General features: G+C 68.7%; 19 protein-coding genes. 6 read left to right on the top strand and 13 right to left on the bottom strand.

Translation table 11 applies throughout. The annotated features are described in order from the left end of the window. Positions 1–54: 54 nt before the first annotated feature. The gene (locus ABIC30_RS11735; RefSeq protein WP_354455107.1) at positions 55–1,059 is read right to left on the bottom strand and encodes an NAD-dependent epimerase/dehydratase family protein; all 1,005 of its coding nucleotides are present in this window, start codon (positions 1,057–1,059) and stop codon (positions 55–57) included. Beyond that, positions 1,056–1,817, bottom strand: coding sequence for a hypothetical protein (locus ABIC30_RS11730; protein ID WP_354455105.1), 762 nt, complete (start codon positions 1,815–1,817; stop codon positions 1,056–1,058). The genes ABIC30_RS11735 and ABIC30_RS11730 overlap by 4 nt, the downstream gene beginning before the upstream one ends. A gap of 230 nt (positions 1,818–2,047) precedes the next feature. Between ABIC30_RS11730 and ABIC30_RS11725 the strand changes: the two genes are divergently transcribed. The 6 genes from ABIC30_RS11725 to ABIC30_RS11700 all read left to right on the top strand — a co-directional run bounded on the left by ABIC30_RS11725 (position 2,048) and on the right by ABIC30_RS11700 (position 8,242). Beyond that, entirely contained in the window at positions 2,048–3,919 is a 1,872-nt protein-coding gene (locus ABIC30_RS11725; protein WP_354455103.1) for a glycosyltransferase family 61 protein, read from the top strand. Positions 3,920–4,109: 190 nt separating this feature from the next. Next, positions 4,110–4,514, top strand: coding sequence for a sugar 3,4-ketoisomerase (locus tag ABIC30_RS11720; protein WP_056529697.1), 405 nt, complete (start codon positions 4,110–4,112; stop codon positions 4,512–4,514). A 12-nt stretch (positions 4,515–4,526) separates the two neighbouring features. Continuing rightward, entirely contained in the window at positions 4,527–5,648 is a 1,122-nt protein-coding gene (locus tag ABIC30_RS11715) for a DegT/DnrJ/EryC1/StrS family aminotransferase (RefSeq protein ID WP_354455101.1), read from the top strand. Between the two features lie 153 nt (positions 5,649–5,801). Further along, complete coding sequence (locus tag ABIC30_RS11710; RefSeq protein WP_354455099.1) at positions 5,802–6,635, top strand: class I SAM-dependent methyltransferase; 834 nt, start codon at positions 5,802–5,804, stop codon at positions 6,633–6,635. A gap of 3 nt (positions 6,636–6,638) precedes the next feature. Beyond that, entirely contained in the window at positions 6,639–7,304 is a 666-nt protein-coding gene (locus ABIC30_RS11705) for an acetyltransferase (protein ID WP_354455097.1), read from the top strand. Between the two features lie 2 nt (positions 7,305–7,306). Then, positions 7,307–8,242, top strand: a complete 936-nt coding sequence (locus ABIC30_RS11700; protein WP_354455095.1) for a GNAT family N-acetyltransferase — start codon at positions 7,307–7,309, stop codon at positions 8,240–8,242. Between the two features lie 162 nt (positions 8,243–8,404). Here ABIC30_RS11700 and ABIC30_RS11695 read toward each other — a convergent pair whose 3' ends face one another. From ABIC30_RS11695 to ABIC30_RS11645, 11 genes are all read right to left on the bottom strand, one after another. Continuing rightward, positions 8,405–9,355 (bottom strand): hypothetical protein, encoded by a 951-nt coding sequence (locus ABIC30_RS11695; RefSeq protein WP_354455093.1) that lies wholly within the window; start codon positions 9,353–9,355, stop codon positions 8,405–8,407. A gap of 53 nt (positions 9,356–9,408) precedes the next feature. Beyond that, positions 9,409–10,932, bottom strand: coding sequence for a glycosyltransferase family 61 protein (locus ABIC30_RS11690; RefSeq protein ID WP_354455091.1), 1,524 nt, complete (start codon positions 10,930–10,932; stop codon positions 9,409–9,411). A gap of 82 nt (positions 10,933–11,014) precedes the next feature. Continuing rightward, the gene (locus ABIC30_RS11685) at positions 11,015–11,608 is read right to left on the bottom strand and encodes a GNAT family N-acetyltransferase (protein WP_354455089.1); all 594 of its coding nucleotides are present in this window, start codon (positions 11,606–11,608) and stop codon (positions 11,015–11,017) included. A gap of 239 nt (positions 11,609–11,847) precedes the next feature. Continuing rightward, positions 11,848–13,401 (bottom strand): glycosyltransferase family 61 protein, encoded by a 1,554-nt coding sequence (locus tag ABIC30_RS11680; RefSeq protein WP_354455087.1) that lies wholly within the window; start codon positions 13,399–13,401, stop codon positions 11,848–11,850. A 72-nt stretch (positions 13,402–13,473) separates the two neighbouring features. Further along, the gene (locus tag ABIC30_RS11675) at positions 13,474–14,640 is read right to left on the bottom strand and encodes a DegT/DnrJ/EryC1/StrS family aminotransferase (RefSeq protein ID WP_354455085.1); all 1,167 of its coding nucleotides are present in this window, start codon (positions 14,638–14,640) and stop codon (positions 13,474–13,476) included. Positions 14,641–14,739: 99 nt separating this feature from the next. After that, entirely contained in the window at positions 14,740–15,390 is a 651-nt protein-coding gene (locus tag ABIC30_RS11670) for an LbetaH domain-containing protein (RefSeq protein WP_354455083.1), read from the bottom strand. After that, positions 15,387–16,112, bottom strand: a complete 726-nt coding sequence (locus ABIC30_RS11665) for an SDR family NAD(P)-dependent oxidoreductase (RefSeq protein WP_354455081.1) — start codon at positions 16,110–16,112, stop codon at positions 15,387–15,389. The genes ABIC30_RS11670 and ABIC30_RS11665 overlap by 4 nt, the downstream gene beginning before the upstream one ends. Positions 16,113–16,129: 17 nt before the next feature. Continuing rightward, entirely contained in the window at positions 16,130–16,357 is a 228-nt protein-coding gene (locus ABIC30_RS11660) for a hypothetical protein (RefSeq protein WP_010685059.1), read from the bottom strand. Further along, complete coding sequence (locus ABIC30_RS11655) at positions 16,354–17,394, bottom strand: ketoacyl-ACP synthase III (RefSeq protein WP_354455079.1); 1,041 nt, start codon at positions 17,392–17,394, stop codon at positions 16,354–16,356. Before ABIC30_RS11655 ends, ABIC30_RS11660 begins: the two co-directional genes overlap by 4 nt. Then, complete coding sequence (locus ABIC30_RS11650) at positions 17,387–17,704, bottom strand: hypothetical protein (RefSeq protein ID WP_012318195.1); 318 nt, start codon at positions 17,702–17,704, stop codon at positions 17,387–17,389. The genes ABIC30_RS11655 and ABIC30_RS11650 overlap by 8 nt, the downstream gene beginning before the upstream one ends. After that, positions 17,670–19,277 carry an HAD-IIIC family phosphatase gene (locus ABIC30_RS11645; RefSeq protein ID WP_354455077.1) on the bottom strand — a complete coding sequence of 536 codons (1,608 nt, stop codon included), beginning with the start codon at positions 19,275–19,277 and terminating at the stop codon, positions 17,670–17,672. The genes ABIC30_RS11650 and ABIC30_RS11645 overlap by 35 nt, the downstream gene beginning before the upstream one ends. Positions 19,278–19,300: the final 23 nt, after the last annotated feature.

The raw sequence follows: 19,300 nt of genomic DNA, 5'->3' as shown, positions 1-19,300 counted from the left end.
CGCGCTGTCGCCGACAAACGTGGCCGCTCCGGGGCGGCGTGATCATCCGGCCGGTCAGCCGGCGCCGGAGGGCACGCCAGCCGCCCGCGACCGGGCCAGGTGGGCGCGCATCCAAGTGATGGTCCCGGTGAGACCAGCCTGCAGGGGGACGCGGGGCTGCCAGCCGAGTTCCGACCGGATCAGCGCGGTGTCGAGCACGTTGGCCGGCACGTCGGCGGCGCGGCTCGGCCGGTGCACGCAGGGGAGGTGGTCCCGCCCGAAGGCCACCTTCAGCTCGGCGATGACCTGGTTGACGCTCAGGCCCCGGCCGCTGCCGACATTCAGCACCTTGTGCGGCCCCTGATATGCCACGGCCCCCAGGAAGGCGTCGCTCACGTCGTCGATGTGGAGGAAGTCGCGCACCACCGCGCCGGTCCCCCAGACCTCCAGCGGCTGGTCGGTGAGGACGCGGTGAATGTAGCTGCCGATCAGGCCCTGGTGCTTGGTGCCGAGCTGGAAGCGTCCGTACGGGTTGGCGATCCGCAGGATCTGGTAGTCGATCCCGTGAAGGTGCCGGTAGAGGTGGAGCGACTTCTCGATCATCAGCTTGCTGATGCCGTAGGCCGAGATCGGGTCGGTCGGCGCCCGCTCGGGGATCGGGATGGCAGCCGGGATCCCGTAGATCGCGCCCCCGGAGGACGCGAACACGAGCTTCCCGATCCGGGCCGAGCGGCAGATCTCCAAGAGGTGCAGCGTGGCGATCGGCGCCGCCGAGAGCTCAGCCGACGGGTCGCGGTTGGAGCTCTCGGGGATCGAGCCGGCGATCAGGTGGAAGACGACGTCCTGGCGCTCCACCGCGTTGGCGAGGGCGAGGCGGTCGGAGAACTGGCCGGACACTCGGGCGACGCGCCGGTCCAGGGCCTCGGCCTGCGGGTGGCTGCGGCTGAAGCACGTGACCTCTGCGCCCGCAGCCGCGAGGCGGTTGCACAGGTTCAGCCCGAGGAACCCGCCGCCGCCCAGCACGAGGCAGCGGGCGCCCGCGAGCCCCGGCCCGGGCAGCTCGCCGGCGGCGCCGCTCATGGCCGCGGATCGGCGGCGAGGGCGCCGTCGGACCCGGCCTCGCCCGCCGCGATCAGGCGCTCGAGCAGCGTCCGGGCGGTGTCCTCCAGCGCGCGCCGGGTCGGCTCCAGGGGCGCCTTGCCGGAGGCGCGGGCCGCCGCGTAGGCCGCCGCGTAGGCGGTGTCCCAGGCGGCGGCGAGGATCGGGCCGCCGGCCGCTTCCAGGTCGTCGCGGATCGCCGTCCAGGCCGCCCGCTGGGCGGCGTCCCAGGCCGCCGCCCGCACGTAGGGGCCGGTCTGGCGCAGGGTGAGATTAGCGATCGCCGCCCGCTTGCGGGCGCGTCGGAGGTCGTCGCACAGCCCGGCGAGATCCCCCAGATCGCGGATCTCGGGCAAGCCGGCCAGCACGTCGGCCTCGACGTTCAGCTTGGCGAGGTGGAACCACGCCGGCAGATGTACGCGGACGAGCCAGTCGGCCACCATCCCGGCCCGGCGTCGCTCGACGGGTTCCGAACCGCGCGTCCCGACGAGGCGGGGAAGCAGCGGGAGGATGCGGCCGTCGCGCGCCGCCTGCGGCAGGCCGTCGCTCCACGTGCGGACGAAGGCGGCAATCACGGGCGACGCGCAGGCCGGCCGGTCCGAGAGCGGCTCCCCGGCGAGATGGGCGACCGCTTCCATGGCGCACAGCGCCCCGTCGCGCCCGGCCTGCCGGCCGGCCGCCAGCGTCCGGACCGACGCGATCCGGTCACCGCCGATCTCAAGGCTCCCCGATTCCGGCATCCGAAGGCTTTCCTCATCTCCCGCCCGTGCGCCGGCCCAACGCCGCGGGCGGCGGCCGGCGCGCGAAGCCACGGCCGACCCGTTCGGGACGGGGATTTACCAGTTCCGCGGCGGGACGCTAAGGGTGGGCTCCTGCCACGACGCCCGATGCGCGGCCCCGCTCCTGCCGGCGGCCGTCCGAGGTTGGCACCACGTCGAGGCCGGGAACGGGCCGGTCGAGCACGCGGAACATGTCACACTTCCTGGACCTGATCAGAGATCATCGCGGCGGCCAGGCCGACCTGATCGCGCGGCTCGGCGCGCTCGCGGCCGACCCGGCGGCGGCGGGGACCAGCCCCGGCACGATGATCCGCCATCTCGACGCCCTGGCGTTCCGGCTGGACGGGGGCGGCGCGCCCGATCTCGCGGCCCAGGCCTACGACCTCGCGGCCATCCTGGCAGGCCGCGATGGCGGCCGCTGGGCCCTGGCCGCCGCGGAGGCGCGCCTGCGCGACCTCTGCGCCCGCAGACGCTTCGCCGAGGCGGATCCGGTCGTCGCGCGCCTGCGCGCCGCGGATGCGAACCGGCTGCGCCCGCGGATCATGGAGGAGCTGATCGACAGGGCGTGGCTGCTGGAGCTGCGCGGCGAGGCCGAGGCGAGCGTCCAGTTCTATTGCCTCGCCCTGGACCTCAACGGTGGCGCGCCCGGCCTCGTCTCGCGGGACGGGGATCCGCTCGCCAAGAAGATCAAGAATCTGCGCCGGCTCCAGCTCGACGCGCTGATCGAGGCCGGGGACTTCGACGCGGCCGTCGCCCTGCACGAGACGACCCGCCGGCTGATCGGCGCCGGCCCCCTGGCCTGCTACGACATGGTCGCCGCCGCGTCCCTGGCCGGCCGGCCGGGCATCGACTACGCCGAGCTCCGGCCGCCCCGGCCGATCCAGGCACCGGAGCTCAAGTTCACCGAGCCGCCGCCGCCCCTCACCTCTGAGCCGGGGGATCTGGAGGCGCCGAGCCAGTACCTCGCGTTCGTCGACGGCTGCCACGCCTTCCCGCGCAGCAACCTCGTCGTGAAGGACAGCCACCTGATCTACGACCTCGCCGCCCATCCCCGCCGACGGGACGTGCTGCTCCAGGACGGGGTCAACCCGGACCAGATCGTGATGGCGGCCTTCGGGGGGAGGCGGGCCCTCGTCGAGGTTCCGGAGGACAGCCTGTCGATCGAGGCCGGCCTGTCGATGTTCGGGCTCCAGAGCCGGAATTACGGCCACTGGTTCTGCGAGTTCGTGCCGCGCATGCTCGCCTACAACGATCCTCGCTGCCCGGACGGTATTCCGCTCTGCATCGACGACCACATGCCGGCGACCCACGAGGAGGTGGTCCGGCTCCTCGACACGCGCGACCGCCCGATCATCAAGCTGCCGCCCCGGCCGGTGGCGTTCGGCCGGCTCGGCCTCGCGCCGGTGCCCGCCTTCTTCCCGTTCGAGATGCGGCCGGGGCAGCCGGTCTACGACACGATCTGGCCCGCCGACATCCTGGTGGATCTGCGCACCCGCATCCTCGACAGCGCCCGCGCGCGCGGGGCCCTGAGCGGCCGCACCGGCCGCCGGCTGTTCATCTCGCGCAAGGCCTTCGCGCAGCGCCAACTCGTCAACGAGGTCGAGATCGCCGAGGCGCTCCGGCCGCACGGCTTCGAGGTCATCACTCCGGAGACGATGACGTTCCTCGAACAGGTCGACGCGTTCCACGCCGCCGACATCATCGTCGGCTCGTCGAGTTCGGCGCTCACCAACGGACTGTTCTGCCGCCCGGATTGCCGGATCCTCGGCCTGATCCACGCCAACCTGAGCTTCAATTTCCGGGGCTATACGAGCTTCATCGAGGCCGGCGGCGCGCGGATCACGTTCTTGCGTGGCGCGACCACGAACGAGGACGGTCACGCCTTCCACGCCAGCTACCACGTCGCGCCGAGCGCGGTGGTCGCGGCCCTCGGATCTCTGGCGCAGCCAACCCCGGTGCTATCGCCGCAGGTGCCGCCCGTCGCGCCTGCGGTCGCCGGACGGTCGGTCGTGGGCCGACTGCTCGGCGCTCTTCCATTCCCGCGGCGAGCCGATGGACAATAGATCAGTAATTGCATTTGTTCGACAAGGCTCGCGGAAGTAGAGTCCGACCGTTGCGGATCGGTCGCGTTGCGCTTAGAGGGCTTCGCGACATCGGACCGCGCTCCGGACGCGAAGGGGCCTCGGCACGGTCCATGGTATGTTTCGCGGTCGAGGGTCGACGTCAGAGAGCCGGCATTTCGGCGGGGGAACGATGACTCAGCCACACCTGATCGAGTTTCGCCACATCCTCGATCACAGGGGAGCGCTGACGCCCATCGAGGCCGAGAAGGATGTGCCGTTCGACATCCGACGCGTCTATTTCATCTACGATGTCTCGCACGGCGCGGTGCGCGCGGGGCATAGCCACAAAGAGCTGCAGCAGGTCCTGATCGCAATCTCTGGCAGCTTCAAAGTCCACCTGGATGACGGCCGCACGCGCCAGACGTTTCTGCTCAATCGACCCAACATCGGCCTCTATGTCCCGCGCATGGTGTGGCGCGATATCGACGAGTTCTCCGGTGGGGCAGTGTGTCTCTCCCTGGCCTCGCAGCACTACGAGGAGAGCGACTATTACAGGGACTACGACACATTCTTGCGCGCCGTGGGAAGCCGGTAGGGGAGGCCCGCGATGAAGGTTCCGTTTCTCGATCTCGGCCGCACCCACGACACCGTCCGCGCCGACCTCGACGCCGCGTGGCACCGCGTCCTGGACCGTTCGCGATACATCCTGGGTGAGGAGGTCGAAGCTTTCGAATCGGAGTTCGCCGCCTATTGCGAGGCCGAGCATGCGGTCGGCGTCGCCAACGGCCTGGACGCCCTGATCCTGATCCTGCGCGCCTACGGGATCGGTCCCGGCGACGAGGTGCTCGTGCCGTCGAACACCTTCATCGCGACCTGGCTAGCGGTGAGCCAGGTCGGCGCGAAGCCGGTCTCCGTCGATCCGGATCCGTCGACCTACAACATGGACCCGGCCGGAGCCGCGCGGGCTGTCAGCAGCCGGACGAAGGCCATCATGCCGGTCCACCTCTACGGCCAGCCGGCCGACATGGAGGCGCTGCGCGCCCTCGCGCACCGGCATAATCTCGTCTGCATCGAGGATGCCGCGCAGGCCCACGGCGCGACCTTCGCCGGGCGGCGGACGGGCAGCCTCGGCGACGCCGCCGCTTTCAGCTTCTATCCGGGCAAGAATCTGGGCGCTCTGGGCGATGGCGGGGCCGTGACCACGTCCGACACCGCAGTCGCGCGCCGGATCCGCGAACTCGCCAATTACGGCTCGCGCGAGAAATACGTGCATCGGCAGCAGGGGGTGAACTCGCGGCTCGACGAGCTTCAGGCCGCGCTGCTTCGCATCAAGCTGCGCCATCTCGACGACTGGAACAGCCGGCGCCGCGCCGTCGCGGCCGCGTATCGGGACGGCCTCGCCGATACGGACCTCGCTCTTCCGCAGGTCGATCCGCGCACCGATCCCGTCTGGCACCTGTTCGTCGTCCGGTCCGGGCAGCGGGATGCGCTGGCGGCGCGGCTCGACGAGGCGGGGGTCGGCACGCAGATTCATTACCCGATCGCACCGGCAGATGCCGAAGCCTATGCGGGCGTCTCGATCGCGGGGGAGAGCCGTCTCGGCCGCGTCCTCGGGCGAGAGATCCTGAGCCTTCCCATCGGGCCCCATCTTCAGGAAGAGGAAATCCGGCACGTCGTGCTCGCCTGCCGTGCGGCCATGGCCTCGAACCAGCGCCACGGCCCGGCGTGAGATCTACAGCCTCGGACCGCTGAGCCCGGGGCCGTCAGCAGTCCTAAGATCCGCGGCCGGTTCCCCGCGCCGCGCAGTTCGGGCAGCTGGAGCGTCTCGGGACCGGGACCGCCCGGGCTCGGACGCCGATTCCAAACGGAACAGGAGGCCCCCGTGTCATCGTCACCCCTGAACGCTGCCGACGGTGGGCCTCCCAAGGACGGCCCGAGTTCCTTGGAGAACCTCCGGACCGGCCGCGACGTCGATCTCGCCAAGGTCGACCTCACGTTCGAGGGATTCCGCGCCCTCGCGCAGAATCCGCACCTCTCCGCCAACGAGCGGATCGGCTTCCCGGAGACGTATCGCGACGGCTTCGAGGAGGCGATCCTGCGCGACATCGCGGCCAAGCTCCCGGCCCTGCTCGGGACCGGCGCCACCATCGTGGATATCGGGCCCGGATGCGCCGGGCTGCCGCATCGCCTCATTGATCTGTGCCGCGAGCGGGACCACCGCCTGATCCTCGTCGATAGCGCGGAGATGCTCGAGCAACTGCCCGACGTCGCCGGCGTGACCTCGAAGATCGCCGGCGCGTTCCCGGCGAACCGGGACGCCGTCCGGAATGCGGTCGGCCAAGCCGACATCGTCCTCTGCTACAGCGTCTTCCATTACGTGTTCGCGGAGGGCAATCCCTTCACCTTCCTCGACAGCATCGTGGCGCTGCTCGCCGATGGCGGCCGTGCCCTGATCGGCGACATCCCGAACATCTCGAAGCGCCGCCGCTTCTTCGCGAGCGAGACCGGCCGGCGCTTTCATAAGGCCTTCACGCAGACCGATTCCGAGCCGGACGTCCGCTACAATGAGCCGAGCCCCGGCAAGATCGACGACGCCGTTCTCACGGCGCTCATCCAGCGGGCGCAGGCCGCCGGCGCGGACGCCTACGTCATGCCTCAGGCGCCGGATCTCCCCATGGCCAACCGGCGCGAAGATCTCCTCATCATGAAGGCGTAATCGATGAAACCGCTGATCATCTTCGGCAACGGCGAAATCGCCAGCATGGCCTATGAGTACTTCACCCACGACAGCGGCCATGAAGTGAAGGCTTTCTCGATCGGCGAGGCGTACATCACGCAGCCGCATCACCACGATCTGCCGGTGATCCCGCTCGCCCAGGTGCAGCAGGCCTACCCGCCCGAGGAGTACGACGCCTTCGTCGCCATCGGCGATTCGAAGCTCAACCGCGTCCGTGCCGATCTCTGCGCGCAGGTCAAATCCATGGGCTACAGGTTGACGTCGTATGTCAGCACGAAGGCCTTCGTCTGGCACAATGTCACGATCGGCGAGAACTGCTTTATCCTGGAGCACAACGTCGTCCAACCCTTCGTTGAGATTGGAAACAACGTCACACTCTGGAGCGGCAACCACATCGGCCACCGCTCGGTCATCGAGGACAATGTCTTCGTGAGTTCACACGTGGTGATCTCGGGCTTTTGCCGGATCGGGGCCTACAGCTTCCTCGGCGTCAACGCCGCCATCGGGCACGGTGTCACGATCGCGCCCGACAACTACATCAGCATGGCGTCGAGCCTCACGCAATCCACGGAGCCGGACAAGATCTACCAAGGCAATCCGGCAGAGCCGCGCAAGATCGCCGCAACGCGCTTCTGCCGAGCGCGCTAGCGATGACCGTGACGGTCCGGCGGTTCACCCAGGATCAAACCTCGGCCTGGAACGCGCACAATGGCACGGCTCTGAACGGACATTTCCTGTTCGATCGCGGCTTCATGGATTACCACGCCGACCGCTTCACGGACGCCTCGCTGCTCATCATCCGCGACGATACGCTGGTGGCGACGCTTCCCGCGAATGTCGACGGCGACACGATCCATTCCCATCAGGGCCTGACGTTCGGCGGACTCCTGACCGGCCGCCTGTCGACCGACGCCACCCTGACGCTGTTCGAGGATTGCCTCAACCATTACAGGCAGGCCGGCGCCAGGAAGCTGATCTACAAGCCGGTCCCGTCGATCTATCACCGCCGGCCCGCCGAGGCCGACCTCTACTGTTTGTTCCGTGTCGGCGCCCAGCTGGTCCGGAGGGACGTCACCACGACGATCGACTACCGGCTGCCCGGCGAACTCTCGTCCCGCCGCCGCCGGGGTGTCGGCAAGGCGCAGAAGGCCGGCCTCACCGTCCGCACCGACAGCCGCTGGCCAGAGTTCTGGGACATCCTCGCGCAGACGCTCCGGGAGCGCCACGGCGTCGCGCCGGTTCACACCCTGCCGGAGATCGAGATGCTGGCGGGGCGCTTTCCGGACAACATCAAACTGTTCACGGCCGAGCAGGCGGGCGAGACGGTGGGCGGCGTCGTGATCTTCGAGACCGCGGACGTCGCGCATGCGCAGTACATCGCGTCCAACCGGCAGGGCCGGGACGCGGGGGCGCTGGATCTCCTCTTCAGCACGCTGATCAAGACCTACCAGCCGACGAAGCGCTATTTCGACTTCGGCATCTCGACCGAGGAGGGCGGCCGCGTCCTGAATCAGGGCCTTCTCACCCAGAAGGAGGAGTTCGGCGGCAGCGCCGTGATGCACGACACCTACGCAATTGCATTGTAGCGAGGCGAATCGTCCGAGGTCCTGGCCAACCCGAGCCCCGCGGAGGCGGTGATCGCCCCGCCGACGCGTACGGCCTGGCCATCGGGGTCGGGGGCCCTGCACCGCTCCCGAAGCCGTTGTCGATCAGGTCGCGGCAGCGCCTGTCCCGACACGCGGCCGGGCTCACATCCTTCGAAATCCGTCCTCGGCCGCGGCCGGATCCCGGTAGGCCAGACCGAACCCAGTTCGTCCGAAGCCGTTGCCGTTGTAGAAGAGCAGGGTCCGCTCGCCGACTTGGCAGGTCGCACCGAAGCACGTCATCTCGGACGCCCATGCCTGTCCTGCGGTATCGATGACCGGAACGAGGCGGGACGGATCGACCGGGCCCTCGTCCCACGGGCACATCATCAGCCTGTAGCTCTGTTCGGTCCGAACCGAGACCATCAGGACAGGGTCCTGCCCGGGGAGCGTCTCGACGCGCGGACGGCCGAAGCCGATCTCGCCGCGCGCCTCATCCGGCAGCAGCACATCCTCCGCCGGGGCCGCCAAGTTAATCCCGTCCGCGGATCTCGACCGGCGGATGGCGTAACGCGGGAGCATCTTCCCGGAGGGGCTACGAACGAAGCGGTTGCCGCCGATATAGAGGATTTGGAAGCCTTCCCCCACCCGCCGGACAAACGGAGCAGTCCGGAAGTAGCCCTCGTCGGGCGTCGCCGGAAGGACAGGCTCCGTCTTCCACCGCCTGAAGGTTTTGCCGCGATCTTCGCTCACCGCGAGGCCGGCCAAGAGAGTATAGGGAACGTCCTCCGACAGCCTCTGCCAGCCGACGTAATACAGCCGCCAAATATCATCGACGCGTTCGAGATGACAGGGATTGACGCCGTCTGCGTCGAAACACCCCGCGGCTCCGAGATCGAGAACGAGTGCGGGATCGAAATGGATGACCGGGTGCGGATGGTCCAAGCTCAGGTCAACGGAGAAGATACGCCCGCGCAGATCGGCATCGCAGGACGAGAAATATACCCGGACACGGTCCGCCAGCACGATCGGCGTGGGCAGCATGGCGTGCGTCCGGAGCAGACCCGAGCCCGGCGCGGCGAACCGCAGGCCAAGATCGGTCCATTGCGTCTTCATGCTGTCATCCCTGTCGATCAGATCGCGACGACGTGCGCCGGCACAGCCAGATTTCAAACATTGGTCCGCAGCACGGTATCCAGGTAATCGAGATCGATGCGGTAATTGCCGTGCGTCAGCTCGAGCGAGCGGCGCCGCGTCTCGGCCCCGGGGCGATAGGCCCCGTGCTCACCGGGGACGGCCAAGTAGCGACACCCGGCAAACCTCGCGAGGCTGGCGAACGTCGAGAACTGCACGGCGAACGGCGACACGAGTCCCAGGACGAGGGTGCCCGGGGATGCGAAAACCAGATTGGCGAAGGCGGCGCCGATCGGCCCGGCGATGCAGCGCGCAGTCCTGAAAGCCTCGACCTGTTCCGCGAAGCTGAGCTGCCCCGGGTTCACGATCTCGAAACCGTGCCGGCGAAACACTGCCTCCACCTCGGCGGCGTTCGTGATGTTACGCCCCGCGGATCGCCCGAGATAGAGCTTCCGGACCGCCGGAGTACTGGGCGCTGGAACGGCCTCGATCACCCGCTCACGCAGCCAGGAGAGGCTCGCGTGATTGACAGCGGCGACCGTCCAGAACTCGACGTCGGGCGTATCCGGAATGAAGGTCATCAAGGACGGAACGTAGAGCGTCTTCACGTCCAGCCGCTGCCCGTGCTGCCGGACCGTGAATGGGCGGCCCGGGAAGAGCAGCTTCAGGGCGTCCATTTCCTGCGGAAACAGATCGTCGCTCAGGATGAGCGGCACATCCTGCGGTATCGACGCATTGTCGACGATGTAACCCTTCGTGGCGTACTCGATCAGGAAGTGAAAATAGTTCGCACCGCATCGCCCGATCAGAAGGATGCCCGCATCGATCGCCCGATCCGCCTCCTGCGGGACACGGGCCAGGACCCGGTCGCCCTTGGGGCCGAAACAGGTGATGACGAACTCGCACTGGCGGCTCGTGTAGCGGAACGCCGGGTCCGCCTCCGGCTCGTAGACCACGAAGGCGGAATGGGAAACGATCTGAGCGAAGCCGAAGAGCGACGCGTCCCGGATCGTCGCGCACCAGAGTTCCGGCCTGCGCAGTCGACGGGCGGTCGGCGGCTGCGCGGACAGGGCGACCTCTGGATCCGTGAAGTCGAACACGCCGGCTTCCGCGATTTCGCGGCAGTCGATCCAGGGCACCGCATCCTGCCCGATCCGCACCACCGGGTAGATCGAGCCGAGACCGGTGCCCGCTCCGCCGCTCGGACGTGCGTGCGATGCGGACCGCACGGCGAGGAAGCGCGCGAGCGCGAGGGCGAGCCGAAGCTGCAGGCCGAAACCGCGCCGGGTCGCGAGTTGGTTGATGCGGTAGCGGAAGCAGTCCGTGATGTCCTGACGGCTCTGCCCGAGCATCGCCAGAACGGCGACGAGCACGGGCGACCACGCGTAGATCCGCGCCTCCATGCGCGCGTTGGGCGCGCGCAATGGCGCCGCGGACCAGTGCCGCGCGAAATGGGCGACCGGATCGACGCCTGCCGCCGCCACGTCGGCATTTCGTGTCAGATAATAGTCACTGTCGACGATCCGGCGCGCGATCCGTAAGGCAAGCCACTCCAACATCGCTGAGATATCTATCCTCGACGTCGAACGGCGCATCGTGCAGCTGAGATCGGGTGCTCAGCACAGTCGCTCGCCGCTCCGATCAGGAGGCCTGTGACAAGGCGGAGTGGCGCTCGATGGTCGACGCGTGCGCCGACCTGAACGCGTCATATGCTTCGCGGCTGAAGTGAAAGAAATAATCTTGCTCGCCCTCGTCGACGATTTTCGCGCCCGAACGGAGGTGGAAATTGATCACGCTCTCATTCTCACGACGCACGTCGAAATGACAATGCTCGAAGCCGAGGTGCTCGAATCCCAGTTCGTAGATCGCGAGGGCGGAGTAACCTGCCAGGCCGACGACCGGAGGGGGGGCGATGATCCAGCTGCCCCAGCAGAACGACTTCAATCCGGCGATGATCCGAAAATCGTACATCCGGACCGTGCCGCGATCCTGGCCATCGGAAACGATGATGAAATAGTACTGTCTGCCCGCGGCCTCGTCGTTCTTGTATCGCGTGAGCCACGCTGCCTGCTCTTCCACCGTGGTGGGTGGCGCGTTGAGGAAACGGCTGAGACGGTTGTCGGAGCGCAACCGGTAGATCAGAGCCGCGTCGCTCGGCTCAGCCAGCCGCAGATTCGAGCGCCGCCGGCTGTCCAGCGGACGCGCTTCACGGATCCGGTCGATGGGCATGTGCATACGGGGTGGATACGTCTCAGTGGCTGGAACGCGACGAACGCACGGATCTCGGCAAGTCCTGCCACGCGCGAAGGCCCTTGTCACGCGACGCTCCGGGGCCGGTCTGCCGCGGTGCCGACACGTCGTGTGCCCGTCGGTCCGACGCGGAGAGGGTCACGCATCCCGGCATCAAACGACCCGGGCTGAGCCGGACCCGTACAGCGGGCGAAGCCACCTACCTTCCGCGGAAACCAACCGTCTCAGGCTGGCACGAGCCACGTCCTCAGCAAGCCGTCGAGGCGCCGCGTGTTGATGGCATAGCTTCCTTGCCGGAGCGAGATCTTGTTCGCGCTCAAGCGGACAAAGTCACGCTTTCGCTTGTCGCTCAGGAGATGGATGCAGTCGCAGCCCATCAATTCCGCCAGATTCTGGAACAGGGACGAGGTGACGGCGTAGCGTGATCCGAGGCCGAGCACGGATGTCCCGGGCCTGCAGAAGATCGTGTTCGAGAACGCGGCGCCCAGGGGACCGGCGACATGGGTCGCGGCAGCGAACAGTCTCACCTGCTCGATGAAGGACAGAGTGCTCGGATCCACGATCGCGAAGCCGTGCCGCGCGAAGACAGCCTCGACCTCGTCGGCGTTCACGATGTTTCTGCCGCGCCGCCGGGCCAGAAAGATCCGGGACGGCTGGGACGGTGCGTCGTCTTCGAGGTTCAGGGCCTCGTAGGCACGCCGCCGCAGCCAGTCCAGGCTCGCGAAGCGGAGCCCCTCCTTCTTCCAGTCGGTGACCTCAAGCGCGTCCGGGAGATACGTCATGAGGGACGGGATGTGGAGCCTTACGACGTCGAGCCGCTCCCGGCTGGACACCGCGACGAACTTCCGACCCGGAAAGAATAACTCGAGGGCCTCCATCTGCGATGGGAACAGATTGTCCGAGATGACCAGCGGGATGTCGTCGGGGAGACCCAGGCGATCGATCAGGTAGCCTCGGGAGAGATACTCGATGAGAAAGTGGAAATGGTTGTTGCTGCACCGGCCGCCCAGCAGGATCGCCTCGTCGAGGCGGCTTGTCGCGGCGTCGGGCAGGCGCGCCACGATCTTGTTGTCCTGTGCCGCGTAGCAGGCGATGACGTGCCGGAATTGGCCGGCCGCGAAGGACAGACTCGGATCGGCGGCGGGCTCGTAGCTCACGAAGTGGCCGCTCGCCGCGACCTGCATGGCTCCGAAGACGCTGGCGTTCTGGACGCTCGCGCACCAGAGCGGGGGTAGCGTGACTTCGCGCGCGACGAGCGCGCCGCGCCCTTCCCACACCCGCGGGGAGCTGAATCGATGCGTCTCCGGCGGGTCCATCCTCCGCAGCGTGAGCCAGGGATGCTCGTCGCCGATCCGGGCGATCGGGAGCGTGGTGCCGACGATCCGCTCCAGATTCGCAGCGTCGGGCCCGGACCCCATAGCCCGGGCCGCCAGGAGACGCGCAACCCAGCGGGCGAAGCGGAACTCTAGTCCCAGGTCGCCGCACCAGAGCTCTTGATAATGGGCGACGAAACACTGGACCCAGTCGTCGCGCCGGATCTGCAGGAGCACGGCCGCCAGCGCCAGGAAGGGCGAGAGCCTGATGATGGCCCGCTCCATGGACGGGTTCGCCGCGCGGATGGGGACGGCATAACCGCATTCGGCGAAGTGTCGAACCGGATCGACACCGGCCGCGCGGACGTCAGGATAGCGGTTCAGATAATACTCGGCATCGACCAGTTTCCCCGCGAGAAACAGGCTGACGCGCGCGCGCAAACTGGAGATGAGGACGGCACTCATACCAACCCCTCCGGGCATCGGGCGCTCAAGGGCCGGATCCAGAAACACTCATTGTCCGGACGCCGGCCGATCTCAGGCTGCGTGCACAGCGCCGACGGCGCCGTCCATCACGATGTGACGGAGGATCCGGCAGATCCGCTCCGCGTTGGCGGTCCCGAGCTCGCCGTAGAAGGGCAGGCAGAGGACTTGGTCGCCGACTCTGTTGGCGACCGGCAGATTGTCGATCGCGCTGTCGGGAAAGAGACGGTACGGCTCGTACTGGCTGCACAGCGGATAGAAATAGCGGCGCGCGAAGACATTGTAGTGCTTGAGGCGGTCGTAGACCTCGTCACGGCTCACGCCGGCGACGGCCCGGTCGATCCGAAGGCAGTAATACTGCAGGCTGTCGGTATCGAGGTCGAGAGGCCGCGAGGCGGTGATGCCGGGCACACCGCCGAGGTGATCCCGGTACACATGCGCGAGGTCGAGCCGCTTCGCCTTCTCGGCCGCGACCGCATCGACCAGGCACAGGCCCATGGCGGCCTGGATCTCGTTCATCTTGCTGTTGATGCCGACAGCCTTGACGGTCACCTCGTCGGCGATTCCGAAATTCTTCAGCAGCTCCATCCGCCGCTTCACGTCGCCGTCGTTGGTGACCACGGCCCCACCCTCCGCGGTGTGGAAGAGCTTCGTGGCGTGAAAGCTGAACATGGTCGCGTCGCCATAGCTCGCGATGGGCCGGCCGTTGACCCGGGTCCCGAAGGCGTGGGCGCCGTCGTACAGCACCTTGAGGCGGTGCTTGCGCGCGATCCGCTCGATCGCCTCGACGTCGCACGGGTTGCCGTAGACGTGAACCGCGAGGATTCCGGTGGTGCGCTCCGTGATCGCGGCCTCGATCCGGGCCGGATCGAGAGTCATCGAATGCTCCTCGATGTCGGCGAAGACCGGCCGGATGCCGTGCCAGGCGAGCACGTGCGGGGTCGCCGCGAAGGTGAAAGGTGTTGTGATGACCTCGCCCGAGAGATCGAGGGCCTTGACCGCCGTCATCAGGGCGTTGGTGCCGTTGTTGAACAGCGCGATGTGGCCGTCGCCCAGATGGGCGTGGAGCCGCTTCTCCAGCTCCACGTGCTGCGGTCCGCCATTCGAGAGAACGGCACACTGCCAGATCGCCTCCAGATGCTTCGTGAAGACCGCGAGTTCGGGCAGCATCGGACGGGTCACGTAGATCGGCTGCTCGAACGATCGCGGCTCAGCGCTCATGGAACCTCCTCGCGATGTTCGGACGCGAGGCCGACCATCTGGACACATCGAATTCGGGAAGACTGAAATGACGTAGCAATCGGGCGGACCTGAGGCCGATCAGGCCGGTTTCGGCGCCGGGGCGACGATGTCCGCCCGGGGCCAGATCGTCGCGTTGTCGGGCAGGGCGCGCAGGACATTGCAGCCCATGCCGACCGTGACGCCCTGACCGAGGGTGAGGCCCTGAAGGATCTTGGCGAGCGGCCCGACGAGGCTGTCGGCGCCGATCGCGCAGCGGCCGCCGACGAAGGCGCCCGGTGAGATCGTGGTGTTGTCGCCGACGACCGTGTCGTGGCCGACGATGGCCGCCGAGTTCAGCACGCAGAAGCGCCCGAGCTGGGCGTCGGCGTTGACGATCACGCCGTGCGCCACGAAGGCGCCGTCGCCGATTGCGACGTCCGAGCTCACAATCGCGCGGGGCGAGACGAGGGCGGGGCAGGGGAGGCCGTGGCGGTCGAGCCACGCGATCAGCTCGGCCCGCGCCCGGATCGCGCGCCGGCTCACGCCGCCGACCGCCAGGACGACGCCGTCATACTCCGCCCGGTCGGCGAGCAGCGCGTCGAGATAGCCGCGGTAGCGGCCAACCTGGACCTCCGGAGCGGTCGAGTAGGTATCCTCGACCGTGTGGCCGAGGGCGCGGGCGATCTCGGCGATCTCCTTGGAGAAGCCGCCGCCGCCGATCAGCGCGAGCCGCTGCGCCGTCCCGGTCACAGCACGGCCCCGCCGTCGACCCGCAGGATCTCGCCGGTGACGTGCCGGGCCTGCGGCGACATCAGGAACGCGATGGCGTCGACCACGGACTCGACCGTCGCGGCGCCCGCGGGGCTGCGCTTCTCCAGCGCCTCCTTGAACTCCGCGCCGTACAGGCGGGCATGGGCCTGGGTCATCTCGGTGTCGAGCCAGCCGGGGGCGACGCCGACGGCGCGCCGGGGGGCGAGTTCCCGGGCCAGCCCCTTGATCAGGGCGTCGAGCCCCGCCTTGGAGGCGGCGTAGGGCACGATCGCCGGCTCGGGCCGCTGGGCCGCGACGGACGAGACCGCGCAGAACACCGCGTCCCGTGTCGAGACGCGGGCGCTGCCGAAGGCGGCGGCGAACAGGGTCGGCGCGACGAGGTTGGTGCGGTAGAGGCGCTCGACCTCCTCCACGCCGAGGCTGCGCATCGGCTTGATGACCTGGACGCCCGCGCAGTACACGAGCCCGGTCAGGAGCCCCCGCTCGGCCACCGCCGCCTGCAGCACGCCGCCGATCGCCGGCAGGTCGGTGACGTCGGCCGCGACGGCGGCGCAGCCGAGGGCCTCCAGCTCGGCGAGCCGGTCCGCCCGCCGGGCGAGGGCGGTGATCCGCGCCCCGCCCGCGCGGAGGCGCTCGGCGACGGCGCGGCCGATGCCGCTGCTGGCCCCGACGACGAGGACGTGCCCTCCCGGCTCCGACATCGGCTCCGACATCGCGCTCAGGCCTGCAGCTTCGCGCCGGCCAGCGCGATCAGGTCGTCGGTGGTCGCCGCCCCGGCGATCCGCTGCGGATCCACCTCGAGGCCCAGCGTGTCGTAGAGCGCCATGATGTTGAGGATGCCGAGCGAGTCGAAGGTCTCGATCTCCCCGAGGCTCTGCCCGCGGGCGAGCGGCCCCGGCTGGTCGAGGATCGTGCCGAGCTCGTCCAGGAATGCGCCCTCGGTCATCGGGTGGTCTCCTCGTAGGTCATGACCGGGGGCGCGTAGATCCGGTCGGTGGTGATCGTGCAGGCTCCCCAGCTCAGGCCGACCCCGAAGCCGGCGAGCAGCGAGCGCACCTGCCGCCCCGCATAGGCCTCCGCGAGGAAGCCCGAGATCGTGCCGGGGATCGAGGCCGAGTTCTGGTTGCCGTAGACCGACTGGGTGCCGGTCGGGAGCTTGCTGTCGTCGAGCCCCAGGCGGCGCTGGAGGTTCTTGAGGATGTACTTGTTCGGCTGGTGCAGGACCAGGAAATCGACGTCCTCGGCGCGCGTGTCCGAGAAGGCCAGGATGCCCTCGATCAGCGGCGGGACGCGCTTGAGGGTGAAGTTGAAGACCTGCGCCCCGTCCATGTGCATGGTGCCTGGCTTGCCCGCATCCTCGGCGTCGGCCCGGAGGCCGCTGTGCGGGATGAACAGGGCCTTCTCGCCCGAGCCGTCGCTGTGGAGCTGGAAGAAGCTCTCGCTCGCGCGCCGCTCGATCAGCACCGCGGCGCCGGCGTCGCCCATGATCGGCGTGATCGACCGGTCCCCGGTCGCGACCATGCGGCTCGCGACGTCGCCGACGCAGAGGAGGACGCGCTCGAGGCCGGATTCGACCAAGCTGTAGGCGACCGACAAGCCGTAGACGAAGCCGCTGCAGCCGAGGCGGATGTCGAAGCAGAGCGTGTCGGTCCGCATGCCGAGTCGGTGCTGCATCCCGATCGACGTGGAGGGCGAGCTGTAATCCGGCGTCTGGGTGACCAGGATCAGCCCGTCGACGGCGTCGGGCTGCAGGTCGAGGCCGCGCAGGAGCTGGCGCGCCGAGTGCAGGCAGAGATCCGCCGTCGTGGTGCCGGGATCGGCGACGACGTGGCGGGTCGCGAAGCCCATGGCCCGCTTGAGGCGCTCCGCCTCCTCGGGGGCGAGCCCGAGGCCGGCCGCCTCGTCGTCGAAGGCCTGGACGCGCGCGCCGACCGTGGTGACGAGCCCCGCGAGGGTCGCGCGCGAGAACCGCAGGTCAGCCATGCTCGACCGTCTCGGCGACGTAGTCGATCCAGCCCTGGAAGCGGCGGAGCGGCGACTTCGTGCTGTCGAGGATGCTCTCGTTGGCGAGCGGCACGTAGCGGCCGACCGTCCGCTCGATCTCGGATTCCGTCTCGAGGAGGAGCTCGACCACCGCGAAGGAATCGAGCCGCTCGTAGACGTCGTCCTCGGGCCCGGGATTCTCCAGGTCCGGGCGCCCCCAGGTCTCGACGAGCCGCGCGAAGGTCGCGCGGGCAGCCGCCTCGACGGCGCCGCGGTCACTCCGCGACGATGTGGATGTAGGGGGTGTCATCCGGTCCTCGTGTCAGTCGGTACGTCTTGCCCTCGGGGCCAGCGCTCAAGGGTTCGAAGCCGTTGTCGTCGAGGAAGCTCTCGACCATCCGGTTCTTCGCGCTCGGGCGATACTGGGCCCTCAGGTCCCGATCGCCCTCCTGCTGGCAGACGTGGCGCAGAATTTGGGCCTCGATGCGGCGTCCAAGCGCCCGGCAGCTCATCAGGAACGTCTCGAGCTCGCCGCCCCGGACGATCGCGACCCCGACGATGCCCATGTCGCCGAACCGGTCGACCACCCGGGCCGCGTAGACGCCGCCCTCCCGCATGGCGGTGGCCACCTCGTCCTCGGTGTAGCGCCGCGTCGTCAGGTTGAACTGGTTGGTCTTGTTGATCAGCTGCGTGACCCGCCGCAGGGAGCCCGGGTTGTTGCGGGCGACGTGTACCCGGATCTCGAGGGAGGCGAGGTACTCGTCCATCGAGGCGGCGGAGCGCTGCAGCTCCTGGCGCTGGGCCTCGCCGCGGTACTGCTCGGTCTTGGCCAGGTCCTCGGCGGTGACGTTCCGGGCGCGCAGCGACGCGATCCCGTCGAGGAGGGTGAGCGCCTGCTCGGGGCGCGTCCGGTCGAACAGGTGGCACTCGACCCCGGGGAGCCGGGCGCGGACCTCCTCGATCTCGAACGGGTTGTCGTCGAGGAAGATGAAGCTGTCGAGGCCGAGGTTCAGGGCCGCGGCGAGGTCGCGGATGTTCTCGCTCTTCTCCGTCCAGTTGCTGCGGTAGGCCACGAAATCGTCGAGGCGGAGCGGCATCGCGCGCTGGGCGAAGACCGCGCGGAAATCCTCCTCGTTGTTCTTGGTCACCGCGCAGAGCAGGATCCCGAGGCCCTTCAGGCGCAGAAGCTGGCGCTGGAGCTGGGTGTGGACGATCCCCGGATAGTCGCTGTCGACCTCCAGGTTCTCGACGCCGTCCTCGCCGACGACGCCGCCCCAGAGGGTGTTGTCGGCGTCGACCACCACCACCTTGCGCCGCGCCCGCAGCCGCGCCGCGACGGCGTCGGCGTAGCGCTCGCTGAGCGCGTCCACGGCGGCCGGGGCGTAGGGCATCTGGTACATGTACCGGTTGCGCTCGCGGAAGGCGTTGGCGAAGCCGAGCAGCGCCAGCGCGCCGGCGGCGTCGACGACGCTGACCCGCTCCTGCGCCCGGGCGAGGTCGAACAGCACCGCGTTCACCCGCGCCAGTGCCTGAAGCTGGTCGTGGAGGTCGCTCTCGACGGAGGAGACCGGCACGAACGGAACGGTGTTGAGGATGATCGTCCCCGGCGCGCGGGCGAGACGCGCCGAGACCAAGTCGGCGAGGCCGCGCGCGCGGTCCACGGCCGCCTCGTCCGGGGCGACGTCGAAGAACCAGCGGTGGTCGAGATGCACGATCAGGACGTCGGCGGCGGCGGGTCCCGCCAGCACCTGCTCGATCTGTCCGATGGGGAGATGCTCGCACGAGACCGTGGCGAGATCCGCGAGGCGGCCCGCCACCTTCCCGAACGGGTTGGTGACGACGTTTCCGACGAAACCGATCGACAGGGCGCGAGCCGTGGTCATCCTCGATACCGGTCCCTGCGACA

This window comes from Methylobacterium sp. 1030, assembly GCF_040544715.1.
Taxonomy (GTDB): Bacteria; Pseudomonadota; Alphaproteobacteria; order Rhizobiales; family Beijerinckiaceae; genus Methylobacterium.
Note: the sequence above shows the minus strand (reverse complement) of the source record. Positions and strands in the feature narration are given on the sequence as shown.

Excerpts from the sequence above, each read along its gene's own strand:
- ABIC30_RS11720 (WP_056529697.1), top strand. The coding sequence starts at position 4,110 with ATGACTCAGCCACACCTGATCGAGTTTCGCCACATCCTCGATCACAGG.
- ABIC30_RS11730 (WP_354455105.1), bottom strand. The coding sequence starts at position 1,817 with ATGCCGGAATCGGGGAGCCTTGAGATCGGCGGTGACCGGATCGCGTCG.
- ABIC30_RS11650 (WP_012318195.1), bottom strand. The coding sequence starts at position 17,704 with ATGACACCCCCTACATCCACATCGTCGCGGAGTGACCGCGGCGCCGTC.
- ABIC30_RS11665 (WP_354455081.1), bottom strand. The coding sequence starts at position 16,112 with ATGTCGGAGCCGGGAGGGCACGTCCTCGTCGTCGGGGCCAGCAGCGGC.
- ABIC30_RS11655 (WP_354455079.1), bottom strand. The coding sequence starts at position 17,394 with ATGGCTGACCTGCGGTTCTCGCGCGCGACCCTCGCGGGGCTCGTCACC.
- ABIC30_RS11725 (WP_354455103.1), top strand. The coding sequence starts at position 2,048 with ATGTCACACTTCCTGGACCTGATCAGAGATCATCGCGGCGGCCAGGCC.
- ABIC30_RS11705 (WP_354455097.1), top strand. The coding sequence starts at position 6,639 with ATGAAACCGCTGATCATCTTCGGCAACGGCGAAATCGCCAGCATGGCC.
- ABIC30_RS11695 (WP_354455093.1), bottom strand. The coding sequence starts at position 9,355 with ATGAAGACGCAATGGACCGATCTTGGCCTGCGGTTCGCCGCGCCGGGC.
- ABIC30_RS11675 (WP_354455085.1), bottom strand. The coding sequence starts at position 14,640 with ATGAGCGCTGAGCCGCGATCGTTCGAGCAGCCGATCTACGTGACCCGT.
- ABIC30_RS11680 (WP_354455087.1), bottom strand. The coding sequence starts at position 13,401 with ATGAGTGCCGTCCTCATCTCCAGTTTGCGCGCGCGCGTCAGCCTGTTT.
- ABIC30_RS11690 (WP_354455091.1), bottom strand. The coding sequence starts at position 10,932 with ATGTTGGAGTGGCTTGCCTTACGGATCGCGCGCCGGATCGTCGACAGT.
- ABIC30_RS11685 (WP_354455089.1), bottom strand. The coding sequence starts at position 11,608 with ATGCACATGCCCATCGACCGGATCCGTGAAGCGCGTCCGCTGGACAGC.
- ABIC30_RS11645 (WP_354455077.1), bottom strand. The coding sequence starts at position 19,277 with ATGACCACGGCTCGCGCCCTGTCGATCGGTTTCGTCGGAAACGTCGTC.
- ABIC30_RS11660 (WP_010685059.1), bottom strand. The coding sequence starts at position 16,357 with ATGACCGAGGGCGCATTCCTGGACGAGCTCGGCACGATCCTCGACCAG.
- ABIC30_RS11715 (WP_354455101.1), top strand. The coding sequence starts at position 4,527 with ATGAAGGTTCCGTTTCTCGATCTCGGCCGCACCCACGACACCGTCCGC.
- ABIC30_RS11700 (WP_354455095.1), top strand. The coding sequence starts at position 7,307 with ATGACCGTGACGGTCCGGCGGTTCACCCAGGATCAAACCTCGGCCTGG.
- ABIC30_RS11735 (WP_354455107.1), bottom strand. The coding sequence starts at position 1,059 with ATGAGCGGCGCCGCCGGCGAGCTGCCCGGGCCGGGGCTCGCGGGCGCC.